The organism is Lentzea indica (genome assembly GCF_012184385.1).
GTDB lineage: Bacteria > Actinomycetota > Actinomycetes > Mycobacteriales > Pseudonocardiaceae > Lentzea > Lentzea indica.
Genome location: NZ_VSRL01000045.1, coordinates 1 through 13,829, shown reverse-complemented (window position 1 = coordinate 13,829; position 13,829 = coordinate 1). Strand labels below are relative to the sequence as shown.

Below are 13,829 nucleotides of genomic sequence, written 5' to 3'. Positions count from 1 at the left end.
CTTGTACTGACAACCGTCGAAGCCCGGGTGAACTTGAAGCCCAATCCATTGCTGAAGACGGTTTCAGAACGCAAGTCTGCTTGTCATGACAAGAGCTGCTCTTGCGTTACTGCTGCCCCTGCTGCTGGTCATCCCGGTAGCCGTCGCGGAACCCGCGAAGACGCCGAAGGTGCTCGTGATCGGGCTCGACGGCGCGCGGTACGACAAGCTGCTGAGCGCCGACACCCCCAACATCAAGGCGCTGCTGAACCGCGGTTACGGCGCCCGCAGCGCGCTGTACGGGTCGGGCATGGCCCAGACCTCCAGCGGCCCCGGCTGGTCCACCGTCCTCACCGGGGTCTGGCCGGACAAGCACAAGGTCAAGGACAACTCGTTCGCCGGCAACGCCCTCGCGTCGTACCCGAGCTGGCTCGAGCGCGCCAACACCGCGAACCCGGCCCTGTCGACGTATGCGGCGGTGGACTGGAAGCCGATCAGCGACCAGATCCTGCGCACCGGCCAGGACCGCAAGTACGTGCTCGACGGCGACACGGCCGGCTACACGGGTTCGGACGAGAAGATCACGGTCGACGCCGAGCAGCACCTTCGCACGAACGCCGCTGACGCGTCGTTCGTCTACCTCGGGCAGATCGACATCGCGGGCCACAGCAACGGCGCCGACTCCTCCCAGTACGCCGCGGCGATGCGCACCAACGACGCGCAGATCGGCCGCCTTGTCAGCGCCATCGAGTCGCGCCCGTCATACGCCTCGGAGGACTGGCTGATCATGATCACCACCGACCACGGCCACACGGCGGCGGGCGGCCACGGCGGTGACTCTCCCGAGGAGCGGATGACGTTCGTGATCTCGACGGGCTCCGCGCGGCCTGCGGTGGCGCCGAAGCTCGTGGACGTGGCAGCGTCCGCGTTGAAGCACCTCGGCGTGTCCGCTTCCCTGGACGGCTACGCGATCGGCACCGCGCCGGTGGACCCGTTCGACTCGGCGACGCTGAAGCCGCGCCAGGACGAAACCGGTGTGCCCGCAAGCGTTCTGGGCTGGACCCACCAGGGTCCGGCCGGCTGGACGGTGACCACCGCGTCGTCGATGCCGCAGGGTGTCGCGGAGTGGCAGGGCTGGTCGTTCACGACCGACGACTTCTGGACCCGCACCGCGCCTTCGCAGCAGCGTGAGGCGAACGTGCGTGCGCGCGGCGTTTTCGCGGTCGCCGACCCGGACGAGTGGGACGACAAGGGTTCACCGTCGTCGCGCGGCAAGTTCGACTCCACGCTGGCCTCGCCCGCCTACGACGTGACGGGCAAGTCGAACGTGAAGCTGGAGTACGTCTCGCACTACCTGCAGGAGGGCACCCAGCGCGGCACCGTTTCCGTGTCGTTCGACGGCGGTCCCGAACAGGTCGTCCGCACCCACAACACGAACGGCCTCGCCCAGCAGATCTCGCTGGACGTGACCGTCCCGCAGGGTGCTCGTACCGCCAAGGTCTCCTGGCGGCTCTTCGAGGCCGGCAACAACTGGTACTGGGCGGTGGACGCCCCGCGCCTGTCGTAGCTCTCAGAGGGCTGAGCGCCAGTCCGCGGCGCTCAGCCCGTCGAGCTCGTTCGCCTCCCTCGCACCGCGCGCCGCAGCGACGACACGTAGGTGTGGACCAGCGCGCCCGCTGTCTGCGGCGGCGACTCATCCCAAATCAGATCGATCAGCCGTTCCACCGGCACGACCTGACGTGGCTGCAACAACAAGGCGGCGAGCAACGTCCTCGGCTTCGGGCCGCCGAGACTCACCTGTTTGTCTCCGACCCACACCTCGATCGGCCCCAGCACGAGCGCTCTCACGCTCACACCCCATCCCCCAGTGAACTTCGGTGCGCTACGAGAATGCCTCATTTCCGTTGACCGCGGCACGTTTCAGCGCAACGAGTCGAGGTGCTTGCGCAGCAACGACACCGTGAGGTCCGGGGTCATCCGGTCCGGGTGCAGCACGCCGTCGACGGTGAGCCCGTCCAGCAGCGACGCCAGCCGTTCGGTCTCCAGCGCGATGTCGAGGTCTGCCGCCACGGTGCCGGACTCGACCATCACGGTGAGCACCCGGCGGCACAACGCACGCAACCCGTCGTAGAGCTGCTCGGCGTGCGGCAGCAGCGAAGGACGGGTCCTGGCCGCGGTGGCGAAAGCCAGCCACAGCACGGCCTCGTCGCGCCGGCGGTCATCGAGCGGCAGCACCTCGGAGAGCACGCGTTCGGCTGGGCGACGGAGGTCCGTGCGGTCTTCGAGCGACCGCACATGGGCGAAGACTCGTTGTTCTATCGATCGGATCAGGGCCTCGACCGCAAAGATGATCATGTCGTCGTGGCTGTCGAAGTAGTGCCGGATCGAGCCGATCGCGAGGCCCGCCTCCAGTGCCACGTTGCGCAGTGAGGCCTGTTCGACGCCATCCCGTACGACCACGCGGAACACCGCCTCGGCGACGGCTTGGCGGCGGGCGGCGGGATCGACGACTCGAGGTGACACCTCCCTTTTGTAGCATGACCCTGCTAGTTTAAGTAGCAAGGTCATGCTACTAAGGGGGATGCAATGACGTATGCGCTGATCGCGGCCGGTGTGCTGTACGTGCTCGTGCGCAGGTTCATCGGCGAGCCGCTCAACGCGAGAGACCTGCTGGCACCGCCCGCGTTCCTGCTGTTCTTCGGCATCCGCGCAGTGGACGAGTTCCACCTGATCTACCTGCTGCCGCTCGCCGCCGGTTTCGCGTTCGGTGCGCTGAGGGGCATGACGATCAGGCTGTTCGAGCGGGACGGCCACCTCTGGCAGCGCTACACGCCGTGGACGTTGCTCGTGTGGGTGACGTCGCTCGGCGCGAGTGTCGGACTGGGGCTGCTCATCGGCGGACACGCACCGATTCAGCTGTCGATCGGCGTGAGCATGCTCGGCGAGCTGTGCACGATCGGCGCCAAGGCTCTCAACACGGGAATTCCTTTCGCTCCGGAGAAAACGCTGCGCAATCCGGCGCAGGAGCGGTTCCATGGGAGGCATGGAGCGTCGTGACTTCCTCGTCGGAACCGGACTTCTCGCCATCACACCGACCGCTGCGTCAGCCGTGCCGGGAACGGACTGGGGCGCTGTGCGCCGCGAGTTCCGGCTGGACCCGTCACTGACCAACCTGGGCCTGTTCTACCTCGCGTCGAACCCGCGTGAGGTGCGGACGGCGGTCGAAAACTTCAAGCGCAAGCTGGACGGCAACTCGCACGACCTGATGACCGAGCAGGAACAGGAGGTCGCCGTCGCGCTCGGGCAGTACGTCGGCGGCGCCCCGGACGACATCGCGTTCGTGCCCAACACGACCATCGGGCTGTCGATCGTCTACGGCGGCCTGAAACTGCGCCCTGACCAGGAGTTGCTGCTCAACGACCAGGACCACGCGTGGCACCAGCAGTCGGCTCGGCTCGCGGCGGGACGGGTCGGCGCGAAGGTCAGGATCGGCACGCTCTACGAGAACTCGGCGAAGGCCACCGAGGACGAGATCGCGACCCGGCTGCGGAACTCGATCACGCCGCAAACCCGTGCCGTCGGCATCACGTGGGTGCAGTCGAGCACGGGCCTGAAGATGCCGGTACGGGCGTGCGCACAGGTCGTCGCCGAGGCCAACAAGGGCCGCAAACAGGAATACCGCTGCCTGCTCGTCGTCGACGGCGTGCACGGACTGGCGGCGGTCGACGACGACGCGGCACGCATGGGCGCGGACGTGTTCGTCGCGGGCACGCACAAGTGGCTGTTCGGGCCGCGCGGCACCGGCATGGTGTGGGTGAATCCCGAGGTGAGCGACCAGATCGTGCCGCTGCTGCCGAGCCTGAGCAACCGCAGCCAGACGGCGTTGCTCGGGCCCGGCGGCTTCCACGCGTTCGAGCACTACTACGCGGTGAAGGCGGCCGTGCAGTTCCACCAACGCCTCGGCCGCAACCGCGTGGCGGCACGGATCACCGAGCTGGCAACGAGGTTCAAGGACGGCCTCGCCGAGATCCCCGGCGTTGTGATCCACACGCCGCGCGATCCCCGGTTGTCCGCGGGCATGGTGTGCTTCGACGTCGCCGGGATGGAAGGCAGCGAGGTCCTGGCGCGGCTGAAGCCGAAGCGCATCCAGATCACCACGGCGGCCTACCGGATCCCGTACGCGCGAGTCGGTACGTCGATCCTCAACACACCACAGGAAATCGATCGGACCCTGAAGGAGATCCGCGCGCTCACCCGCTGATCCGGGGCAGCTCCGCCGTTCCGGGCGGCGCGAGTTCCACGCTGGTGGTCTCCATCATCACCCGCGGCCGGTTCATCGCCTCGTGCGCGGCCCAGCCGCCCCCGATGACGAGCGCGATGAGCGCTGCCGCGATGAACGGCGTGGTGGGGATGTGCCGCTTCGGCTTTTCTTCTTCCCGCGGCGCCGGTATTTGAACGGTCGGTTCTTCCGCGGGTTCGGGTTCCAGCTGTCTGGCTTCGAGCAGGGCACCCATCGCGGCCGCGCCGTCGGGCGCTCTCATCACCGGGATCTTCAGTCGTTCCGCGATCTCCTTGGCCACCAATGGAATCCGCGCCGATCCACCGACGAGCAGGACGACGTCGGGCCACGCGAAGCAGGCCGCACGTTCCAGCGCGTCCACGGCCAGCTCGACCGACGGCCGGATGATCGCCTCGAACTCCAGCCTGCTGAGCCTGACCTCGCGCACCTCCCCGCCGACCGCGATGTACGGGATCCGCACCTCCGGATAGCTGCCGAGCAGTTCCTTGGCCTCGACGCAGCTCTGGACGAGCTCCCGGCTGTGCGTCCCGATCTTCGCGATCACGTGCTCCACCACCAGGCCGTCGAGGTCGAACCCGCCGATGCCGACCCGCTCCAGCCGCCCTGCCACCAGGAACACGCCTTCCTTGCGCAGCACCGTGACGTCACACCCGGTGGCGCCGAAGTCGAACACCGCGACCGTGCTGTGCTCCGGCATGTGCACGTCGGCGTCGAACGCGATGGCCGCGGCGTGCGGCGCGGGCACGAACAACACGTCTGCACGTCCCTCGTCGATGAGGTCCTTGCGGAGCTGTTCAAGGTGCTCGTGCGGCCAGCTCGGGGAATGCGTCATGGCCACCTTGCTCGGCGGCTCCCCGTGACGATGTGCGAGATCGTCGAGGACGTTCGTGATTTCCCTGGCCGGTGCGCCGGCCTGGCGGCGGCAGTTGGTGGTGACACCGCGGTCGGTGGCGACCGTGGTGCCTGCGGATCCGAGATCGAGCCCAACCTGGTACGGCATCGCGGGTCTCCCTCATGCGCGGACACCCATCACACGTACGTCTCAGATGGCTCGGTTCACCTGAGTTGCCATCAGGCGTTGCGCGGCGGCCCTCGCACCGTCCGTGCGCACCTGGGTGCCCACCTTGGCGGCCTATTCGCTCAGCTGGAGCGTCTCGTCGAGGGTTTCGGTCGTCACGGACTTCGCCGACCGGCCGACGTTCAGGCGCTCGATCTGGTTGCCCCAGTAGTACTGGTCGTACATGTGGGGCAGCACGATCTGCGGCGTGCCCGCCGCCGCGGCCGTCGTGGTGGTGCCGGCACCGCCGTGGTGCACGATCGCGGCGACACGGCGGAACAGCGCCTGCTGGTTCACCTCGCCGATCGCGATGCAGTCCCCGGCGTCGTCGGTGAGCTGCAGATCCGCCCAACCGCGTTGCAGGACAACGCGTTTGCCGAGCGCGCGGGCCGCCTTGACGGCGTTTGCCGCCGTGTCCTGGGCACCTCGCACACTGCCCAGCCCGAAGTAGATCGGCGGTTCGCCGCCGTCCAGGAACGCCTCCAGTTCCGGGCCTGCGTGATGACCCGGAACTGTTCCTTCACCGACTCCTCTGCCAGCCTGCCGAGGTCCTCCGGCTTCAGCTTGACGGCCGCGACGGTGCGCAGGGTCGGGCCGACCGGCGTGAAGTCGACGCCGTTGCTGGTCACGAGCTCCTCGAAGTCCGGCGGCGCAACGACTTTCACCTCGTTGCCCAGCTCTTTCAGCTGCACGGCCAGCGCGGTGACCGGCTGCGCCTCTCCCCGCGAACCGATCGTGGACACCAGAAACCGCATGGTGAAACCCCCTCAAATCCCCTGGTCGGGGAGGAAGGAACGTTTCCCTCTCAATCCACAGTGGACCGTCTTCGGGTCCTCCCGCGCCGCCCACCCGCGCGCCCTGGCGTTCAACCTCACTCATTGCAACGATTGAGGATCTCACGTTGCGTTAGATTTCCACACCATTGCAACGATCTTCTAGCTCTTAACTGCATAAATACGATTCCATCGCAACAAGCGTGTTGTCTGTACCCCTGAACGCAACGTAGCTTTTCGCTCATCAGAAACGACGAGCTACAGGAGCCAGAGATGCAGACGTTCGCCACCCCCGACCCGATCGCCGCGGTCCTGGACATCCCCGCCGGGCGCGTCCGGTTCATCGCCGCCGACCGGGCCGACACCGCGGTCGAGGTCCTGCCCGCGGACGCCTCGAAGAGCCGCGACGTGAAGGTCGCCGAGCAGACCACGGTCGAGTTCACCGACGGCGTCCTGCGGATTTCCGCCGAGGCGAAGAACCAGATCCTCGGCGCCTCCGGCTCCCTCGACGTGACGGTCCAGCTGCCGGAGGGTTCGCGCGTCGAGGCGAAGGCCGCCAGCGTGGAGTTCCGCGGCGTCGGACGGCTCGGTGACATCGCGTTCGAGAGCTCGCACGGTGACGTCCAGCTCGACGAGGCCGCGAGCGTCCGCCTCACCACCCAGGCCGGTGACGTCGCGATCGGCCGTCTCACCGGTCCCGCGGAGATCACCACCGCCCAGGGCGACATCAAGATCGCCGAGGCCGTGCGCGGCACCGTCGTCCTGCGCACCCAGGCCGGCGACGTGTCGGTCGGCGCCTCCGTGTCCGCCTCCCTGGACGCCGGCACCTCTCACGGCCGCGTTCACAACTCGCTGCACAACGACGGTTCCGCCGTCCTGAACATCCACGCCACCACCGCGTCCGGCGACATCACCGCACGCAGCCTCTGACAAACTCCGGAAACTGGGGAGAACGACCATGAGCACCACCGAGAACTACCAGGCCGCGGAACAACTTCTCCGCCGTCTCGCCAACCCGGCCGAGCTCGTCGTCGGCGACAAGGTCCGTCCACAGTGGATCGAAGGTGGTACCCGTTTCTGGTACCAGGTCCGCGACGGCGACAGCAGGCAGTTCGTGCTGGTCGACCCGGCGGCGGGCACCCGTACGCCGGACTTCGACCCCACTCCGTTCATCGGACAGCCGGGAAACCCGCTGGAGGTGCCGTCCCCGACGGCAAGATCGCGGTGTCCCGCCGCGGGAACGACCTCTGGGCCCGCTCCGGTGACCGCGAGTGGGCGCTGACCACCGACGGCGAGCAGGACCACGGGTACGGCTACGGCCCGGACTGCACGAGCTTCCGCACCCTGATGCGCAAGTTCGGCCTGCCGCACCTGCCGCCCGCACTGGCCTGGTCGCCCGACTCGACGAAGGTGCTGGCGCACCGGACCGACGAGCGCAACGTCCGGCTCACACACCTCGTGGAGTCCGCACCCGCTGACGGCGGCGCCCCGGTGGTGCACACCCAGCGGTACGGCTATGCCGGTGACGAGCACATGTCGCAGGCCGAGCTGGTCGTGCTGGACGTCGCTTCCGGCACGGTGGTCCGCGCCCAGGCCGAGCCGCTGCTCATGCAGCAGGTGTCGCCGATCCTGACCGGCTGGGCGTGGTGGGCTCCGGACAGCTCGGCGGTCTACTACCTCGCCCAGCCCCGTGACCAGCGCACGCTCACCCTGCACCGGATGGACCCGGCGACCGGCGAGGTCAGCGTCGTGCTGAGCGAGTCGGGGCCCACCCGAGTCGATCCCAACCAGTGGCTCTTCGAGCCCGCGATCATCCGCGTGCTGGACGACGAGGTGCTGTGGTTCTCGCAGCGCGACGGCTGGGGCCACCTCTACCGCTACGACCTGCACACCGGCGAGCTGCTCGACCAGGTCACCTCCGGCGAGTGGACGGTGCGCCAGATCCTGCACGTCGACGAGACGGACCGGTTCGTCTACTTCACGGCTTCCGGCTTGGTTCCCGAGGACCCGTATCGACGGACGGTCTGCCGGATCGGCCTGGACGGCACCGGGTTCGCCCGCGTCACGGACGACTCGCTGGACCACGTCGTCACCGTGTCGGAGAACAAGGAGTACTTCGTCGACTCGGCGTCCACTGTGGACACCGCGCCGGTGACAGTGGTGCGCGACTGGACCGGCCGCGTGCTGGTCGAGCTGGAGCGCGCCGACATCAGCCGGTTGCTCGCCACCGGGTGGACCGCGCCGGAACGCTTCTGCGTCAAGGCGGCCGACGGTGAGACCGACATCTACGGCGTGCTGTACCGGCCGCGCGGATTCGACCTCTCCCAGAGCTACCCCGTGGTGGACACCATCTACCCCGGCCCGCAGGTCAACCGCGTCGACCCGTGCTTCGACCCCGGCGGCATGGGCATGGACGCGGAACCGTTGGCAGCACTGGGTTTCGTGGTGGTGGCCATCGACGGCCGCGGCACCCTGGGTCGCGGCAAGGCCTTCCACGACGCCTCGTACGGCCACATCGCGGACGCGGGCAGCCTGGACGACCACGTCGCGGCGCTGCACCAGCTGGCCGCGACCCGGCCGTGGATTGACCTGGACCGCGTGGGCGCGTTCGGCCACTCGGGAGGCGGTTTCGCCACCATGCGGGCGCTGCTGACGTTCCCCGAGACCTACAAGGCCGGTGTTTCGCTGTCCGGCTGGCACGACGCCCGCTTCTTCAACCGGGGCTTCATCGAGACCTTCGACGGCGCGAACAACCCGGAGGCCTACGCCCGTTCCTCGAACGTGGACATCGCCGACCGGTTGGAGGGCAAGCTGCTGCTCGTCCACGGCGAAATGGACGACCAGGTCCACGCGGGCCAGACCCTGCGGCTGGCCGACCGGCTCATCGCCGCAGGCAAGGACTTCGAGATGCTCATCGTGCCGGGTGCCGAGCACATGTTCATCGACTGCCTGTCCTACGTCCGCACGCGCAGCTGGGACTTCCTGGTCCGCTCGCTGATGGGCACGGAGCCGCCTGCCTACCGGCCCGCGCCCATCGCGATCGACCCCGAGCTGCTGGGCGAGATCTTCGGCTGAGCAGCACACCGCAACGCCGTCCAGGCCTCGGCTTGGACGGCGTTGCGGGCATTAGGGCGTGTATAGGGCAAGAAACGCGGCCGGCCACCGATGTGGATTCGGCGGCAGCTGATCAACGACATACGCTTCCGGGTTCGTACCGGCATCCCGTGGCGGGACATGCCCGCCGAGTACGGGCCGTGGGCCGCGCGTACGACCTGTTCCGCCGCTGGCAGCGCAACGGCACCTGGCAGCGCATCTTCACCGAACTCCAGACCTGGGCCGATGCCAAGGACCTGATCACCTGGGACCTCAACGTCGACTCCACCGTCCGCCCGGCCCACCAGCACGCCGCCGGAGCGCGGAAAAGGGGGACCTGCAGAAGGAGCCCTCTCTGAGGCGGCCAGCAGCTGATGAACCGCTCGCCCACGCCTGAGCGCTACGGCGTCTGACAGGGGATACCTGTCAACGCCGGTGATGTCAGGAAGACGTCAGGCAGAAGGGGTGGCCAGCCGGATCCAGGAGTACCCGCCAGCGTCCGTCGCCGGGCTGATGGTCCGGTTTGGCCGCGCCGAGTTCCAGCGCCAGCTCTTCCATCGCATCGAGGTCGTCAGCGCGGAAGTCCAAGTGGAACTGTTGTGGCACATCCTGACCCGGCCATTGCGGAGCCCGGTATCCGTCAACCCGCTGGAATCCCAGATCACAGCCGGAGTCGTCCGTCAGAGCGACGAACTCGTCCGTACTGAAGAGCTCGCGCATCCCGGTCAGTGCACCGTAGAAGCCCGCCAGCGTCTGCGGGTCGGCACAGTCCAGAGTCACCCCTCGCAGTACAGCGCCTGGCACCATCCGCTCCTTCGCGTCCGCGCGTCTGTCTCCGTAAACCGCCGCTGCACGCGATCACCGGCCACAGCCGCACCGTACTCGCCGCATCCACCGCTGAAGTAGCGGTTTACCCCTGCCTCAGACCAACGGATGGCTGTGACCGGCGCTTTCGATACACGCCCAGTAGGCCCTAGTGGGCGGCGTCGTCCCAGGAGCGGCCCACGCCGACCGAGACCTCCAGCGGGACCTGGAGCGGGTAGGCGTTGCCCATCTGGTCACGCACCAGGGCCTCCACGGCCTCGCGCTCGCCGTCGGCGATCTCCAGGACCAATTCGTCGTGAACCTGGAGCAGCATGCGCGAACGCAGGCCGGACGACTCCAGCGCGCGGAAGACGCCCAGCATGGCCACCTTGATGATGTCGGCCGCGCTGCCCTGGATGGGGGCGTTGAGGGCCATGCGTTCAGCCATCTCGCGGCGCTGACGGTTGTCGGAGGTGAGGTCCGGCAGGTAGCGGCGGCGGCCGAGGACGGTCTCGGTGTAGCCGTCCTTGCGGGCCTTCTCGACGATCTCGTTGAGGTAGTCGCGGACGCCGCCGAAGCGGGAGAAGTAGGCCTCCATCTGCTCGCGGGCCTCTTCGGTCGGGATGCGCAGCTGCTGCGACAGACCGAACACCGACAGGCCGTAGGCGAGGCCGTAGGACATGGCCTTGATGCGGCGGCGCATCTCGCCCGTCACCTCGGAGGTGGGGATCGAGAACGCCTGCGAGGCCACGTAGGTGTGCAGGTCCTCACCGCTGTTGAAGGCCGCGATCAGGCCCTCGTCGCCGGACAGCGTCGCCATGATCCGCATCTCGATCTGGCTGTAGTCCGCGGTCATCAGCTCCGTGTAACCGTCGCCGACGACGAAGGCCTGACGGATGCGGCGGCCCTCGTCCGTGCGGATCGGGATGTTCTGCAGGTTCGGGTCCGTCGAGGACAGGCGGCCCGTGGCGGCGATCGTCTGGTGGAACGTCGTGTGGATGCGGCCGTCGTCGGCCACCGACTTCAGCAGGCCGTCCACAGTGGACTTCAAGCGCGTGACGTCGCGGTGGGACAGCAGGTGCTGCAGGAACGGGTGCTCGGTCTGCTCGAAGAGGTTCTGCAGAGCGTCCGCGTCCGTGGTGTAGCCGGTCTTGGTCTTCTTGGTCTTCGGCATGTTCAGCTCGTCGAAGAGCACCGTCTGCAGCTGCTTCGGGCTGCCGAGGTTGATCTCCTTGCCGATGACCGAGTAGGCGTCCTGGGCCGCCTGCTTCACGCCCGCCGCGAAGTGCGCCTCCAGCTCCGAGAGGTGCTCGACGTCGATGGCGATGCCGACGGCCTCCACCTCGTCGAGCACGTTCATCAGCGGCAGTTCGAGGTTCGCCAGCAGGTCGGCGCCGCCGATGGTGACGAGCTCGGCGTCCAGGCGGTCGGCGAGCTCCGCCACCGCACGCGCGCGCAGGATCGTGCTGGTCGCGACCTTCTGCGCCTCCTCGGACTCGTCGGAGAGCAACGACAGCTGCCCGTCGCCGGACTCCTCGGCCCGCAGCTCGCGCTTCAGGTAGCGCAGCGCCAGGTCGTCCAGGGCGAACGAGCGCTGCCCGGGACGCACCAGGTACGCGGCCAGGGCCGTGTCCGAGGTCAGGCCGCGCAGCTTCCACCCGCGGGCGCGCACGCGGCGCAACGGCAGCTTCAGGTCATGGCCCGCCTTGGCCACGCTCTCGTCGGCCAGCCACGCGGCCAGCGCCTGCTCGTCGGCCTCGTTCAGCTCCGTGACGTCGACGTACCCGCCTTCACCGGAAGCCGTGCACAGCGCGACGCCCTCCAGGTCGTTCGTGATGCGCAGAGCAACGCCGACCCGCGTCTTGCGCGCGTTCTCGTCCAGCCACCTGGCCAGCGTGCCCGTGGGAATCGCGCCACCGGAGACCTCGAAGCCCTCCTCGGCCTCGGGCTCCGCGGTCGTCAGGGTCTGGAACAGCCTGTCGCGCAGAACGCGGAACTCCAGCTCGTCGAACAGCCGGTGCACGGCGTCGCGATCCCACTGCTGGGCCTCGAGACCGTCGATCGTGTACGGCAGCTCGACGTCCTTGATCAGCTCGGTGAGCTGGCGGTTCATGATGATGTTCGCCAGGTTGCCGCGCAGCGCCTCGCCGACCTTGCCCGGCACCTCGTCGATGTGGTCGACGAGCTCGTTCAGGCCGCCGAACTGGTTGAGCAGCTTGATGATCGTCTTGGGGCCCACGCCCGGCGTGTTCGGCAGGTTGTCCGACGAGTCGCCGCGCACCGCCGCGTAGTCCGCGTACTGGTCGGGCCGCACGCCATGCTTCTCCTCGACGTACGCGGGGGTGAACCGGCCCATCTCCGAGACGCCCTTGACCGGGTACAGCACCGTCACCTGGTCGTTGACCAGCTGGAACGCGTCGCGGTCTCCGGTGACGATCGCCACCTCGAAGCCCTGGGCCACCGCCTGGGTGGTCAGGGTCGCGATGATGTCGTCCGCCTCGTAGTTCTCCTTCTCCATCGTGGGGATCCGGAGCGTGGCCAGCACGTCCTGGATCAGGGAGACCTGGCTGCGGAACTCGTCCGGAGTCTTGGAGCGACCGGCCTTGTACTCCGGGTACTGCTCGGACCGGAAGGTCTTGCGCGACACGTCGAACGCCACCGCGACGTGCGTGGGCTTCTCGTCCCGCAGGATGTTGATCAGCATGGACGTGAACCCGTACACGGCGTTCGTGACCTGGCCCGTTGCCGTGACGAAGTTCTCGGCGGGCAGGGCGTAGAACGCTCGGTAGGCCATCGAGTGACCGTCGATGAGCAGGAGCCGTTTCACGTCTGAGTTAGTCACGAGCCCGAGTCTAGGGTGGGGGTCTGACACTTTCGCTTGAGCCCTTGGAGCCCGTGTGACCCCCGACCTGCCAGTGGACTTCGCCGACGAACAATTGCACGTCCGCATGGGCATCGAAATCACCCAATGGGATGTCCAGGAGATGGTCGGCACGATGCCGGTCAAGGGCAACCGCCAGCCGTTCGGGCTGCTGCACGGTGGTGCGAACGCGGTGCTCGCGGAGCAGCTGGGCTCGCTCGCGTCCGCGATGCACGCGGCGCAGTTCAACCGCGTCGCCGTCGGGCTCGAGCTGTCCTGCACCCATCATCGAGCCGCGCGCGAGGGCATCGTGACGGGCGTGGCGCGCCCCATCAACCTCGCCGCAGCACGACGACGTACGAGATCGTCGTGACGGACGAGGAGGGCAAGCGCACCTGCACCGCCCGCCTCACGTGCCTCCTGCGCCCGAAGCCACCCGGAGCCTGAACACTGGGGTTTACCCCACCCCAACTGTGCGGCCTGCACCACTGACTCGCCAAGATCAGGGCGAGATCGTGGTGCCATGGCTTTCTCGACTCGATTGACAGCAGCCCTCCTGTGCGGCGCCGTGGTCGCTTCGGCGGTCCCCGCCACCGCTTCCGCGGATGCCGCGAGGCGCGGCGAACTCCTCGACGTCGTCCCGGTGTCCACGATGGACACCAGCCAGTTGGTCACTTATCTGGGGGACTACGACCTGGACGCCTCGCGCGTCCGATTCGGTGTGGACGCGAAGCGGATCGTGTACCGCACCATCGACCCGCACGGAAAACCGACAACGGCCAGCGCCCTGATCGCCTTACCGCGCAACGGCGACAGGTCACCGCGCCAGGTCACCTGGTTGCACGGCACCACCGGCTACCGGGGCTCGGTCGCCTCGGTGGCGGACGGCAACGACCGCGCCGCGGCACTGCTGTTCGCCTCCGCCGGCTACCTCACCACGGCCCCGGACTACCTGGGCCTGGG

The 13,829-nt window shown here is 68.0% G+C and carries 14 protein-coding genes and 3 pseudogenes; 10 read left to right on the top strand and 7 right to left on the bottom strand.

Annotation, left to right across the window (positions count from 1 at the left end; all coding sequences use genetic code 11):
• The first annotated feature begins 85 nt into the window (after positions 1-85).
• Positions 86-1,546 carry an alkaline phosphatase family protein gene (locus FXN61_RS15230; protein ID WP_167974408.1) on the top strand — a complete coding sequence of 487 codons (1,461 nt, stop codon included), beginning with the start codon at positions 86-88 and terminating at the stop codon, positions 1,544-1,546.
• A 32-nt stretch (positions 1,547-1,578) separates the two neighbouring features.
• On the opposite strand, the gene FXN61_RS15225 is transcribed toward FXN61_RS15230, so the two are convergent.
• Both FXN61_RS15225 and FXN61_RS15220 read right to left on the bottom strand, forming a co-directional pair.
• Positions 1,579-1,827 (bottom strand): AfsR/SARP family transcriptional regulator, encoded by a 249-nt coding sequence (locus FXN61_RS15225; protein ID WP_223165448.1) that lies wholly within the window; start codon positions 1,825-1,827, stop codon positions 1,579-1,581.
• A 72-nt stretch (positions 1,828-1,899) separates the two neighbouring features.
• The gene (locus FXN61_RS15220; RefSeq protein ID WP_312877753.1) at positions 1,900-2,502 is read right to left on the bottom strand and encodes a TetR/AcrR family transcriptional regulator; all 603 of its coding nucleotides are present in this window, start codon (positions 2,500-2,502) and stop codon (positions 1,900-1,902) included.
• A 63-nt stretch (positions 2,503-2,565) separates the two neighbouring features.
• Here FXN61_RS15220 and FXN61_RS15215 point away from each other — a divergent pair, with 63 nt between their 5' ends.
• Both FXN61_RS15215 and FXN61_RS15210 read left to right on the top strand, forming a co-directional pair.
• On the top strand, positions 2,566-3,036 hold the full coding sequence (locus tag FXN61_RS15215) for a DUF1453 domain-containing protein (protein ID WP_167974402.1): 471 nt from the start codon (positions 2,566-2,568) through the stop codon (positions 3,034-3,036).
• A complete protein-coding gene (locus FXN61_RS15210) occupies positions 3,023-4,240 on the top strand; it encodes an aminotransferase class V-fold PLP-dependent enzyme (protein WP_167974400.1) in 1,218 nt (405 codons plus the stop codon). Before FXN61_RS15215 ends, FXN61_RS15210 begins: the two co-directional genes overlap by 14 nt.
• Here FXN61_RS15210 and FXN61_RS15205 read toward each other — a convergent pair.
• The 3 genes from FXN61_RS15205 to FXN61_RS55340 form a co-directional block, all read right to left on the bottom strand.
• The gene (locus tag FXN61_RS15205; RefSeq protein ID WP_167974398.1) at positions 4,230-5,279 is read right to left on the bottom strand and encodes an Hsp70 family protein; all 1,050 of its coding nucleotides are present in this window, start codon (positions 5,277-5,279) and stop codon (positions 4,230-4,232) included. The two genes, FXN61_RS15210 and FXN61_RS15205, sit on opposite strands and share 11 nt — an antisense overlap.
• 132 nt (positions 5,280-5,411) lie before the next feature.
• Complete coding sequence (locus FXN61_RS55345; RefSeq protein ID WP_246291586.1) at positions 5,412-5,633, bottom strand: nucleotide disphospho-sugar-binding domain-containing protein; 222 nt, start codon at positions 5,631-5,633, stop codon at positions 5,412-5,414.
• Positions 5,630-6,091, bottom strand: a complete 462-nt coding sequence (locus FXN61_RS55340; RefSeq protein ID WP_246291575.1) for a glycosyltransferase — start codon at positions 6,089-6,091, stop codon at positions 5,630-5,632. Before FXN61_RS55340 ends, FXN61_RS55345 begins: the two co-directional genes overlap by 4 nt.
• Positions 6,092-6,382: 291 nt before the next feature.
• Here FXN61_RS55340 and FXN61_RS15195 point away from each other — a divergent pair, with 291 nt between their 5' ends.
• The 5 genes and pseudogenes from FXN61_RS15195 to FXN61_RS52135 all read left to right on the top strand — a co-directional run bounded on the left by FXN61_RS15195 (position 6,383) and on the right by FXN61_RS52135 (position 9,561).
• Positions 6,383-7,039 carry a DUF4097 family beta strand repeat-containing protein gene (locus tag FXN61_RS15195; protein ID WP_167974394.1) on the top strand — a complete coding sequence of 219 codons (657 nt, stop codon included), beginning with the start codon at positions 6,383-6,385 and terminating at the stop codon, positions 7,037-7,039.
• Between the two features lie 28 nt (positions 7,040-7,067).
• Positions 7,068-7,391 carry a hypothetical protein gene (locus tag FXN61_RS52140; RefSeq protein WP_246291574.1) on the top strand — a complete coding sequence of 108 codons (324 nt, stop codon included), beginning with the start codon at positions 7,068-7,070 and terminating at the stop codon, positions 7,389-7,391.
• Positions 7,334-9,184 carry a S9 family peptidase gene (locus FXN61_RS15190; protein WP_312877752.1) on the top strand — a complete coding sequence of 617 codons (1,851 nt, stop codon included), beginning with the start codon at positions 7,334-7,336 and terminating at the stop codon, positions 9,182-9,184. The genes FXN61_RS52140 and FXN61_RS15190 overlap by 58 nt, the downstream gene beginning before the upstream one ends.
• Positions 9,185-9,274: 90 nt before the next feature.
• A pseudogene (locus FXN61_RS56325) lies at positions 9,275-9,319 on the top strand (hypothetical protein); the annotation flags it as partial.
• A 14-nt stretch (positions 9,320-9,333) separates the two neighbouring features.
• Complete coding sequence (locus FXN61_RS52135; RefSeq protein WP_246291572.1) at positions 9,334-9,561, top strand: hypothetical protein; 228 nt, start codon at positions 9,334-9,336, stop codon at positions 9,559-9,561.
• A gap of 82 nt (positions 9,562-9,643) precedes the next feature.
• Here FXN61_RS52135 and FXN61_RS15180 read toward each other — a convergent pair whose 3' ends face one another.
• Complete coding sequence (locus FXN61_RS15180; RefSeq protein WP_174876265.1) at positions 9,644-10,009, bottom strand: VOC family protein; 366 nt, start codon at positions 10,007-10,009, stop codon at positions 9,644-9,646.
• 166 nt (positions 10,010-10,175) lie between these two features.
• A complete protein-coding gene (gene polA / locus FXN61_RS15175) occupies positions 10,176-12,800 on the bottom strand; it encodes a DNA polymerase I (RefSeq protein WP_246291577.1) in 2,625 nt (874 codons plus the stop codon).
• A gap of 103 nt (positions 12,801-12,903) precedes the next feature.
• On the opposite strand from polA, the pseudogene FXN61_RS15170 reads away from it, so the two are divergent.
• Positions 12,904-13,313 (top strand): annotated as a pseudogene (locus FXN61_RS15170) (hotdog fold thioesterase).
• A 76-nt stretch (positions 13,314-13,389) separates the two neighbouring features.
• Positions 13,390-13,829: pseudogene (locus FXN61_RS15165) on the top strand (hypothetical protein); the annotation flags it as partial.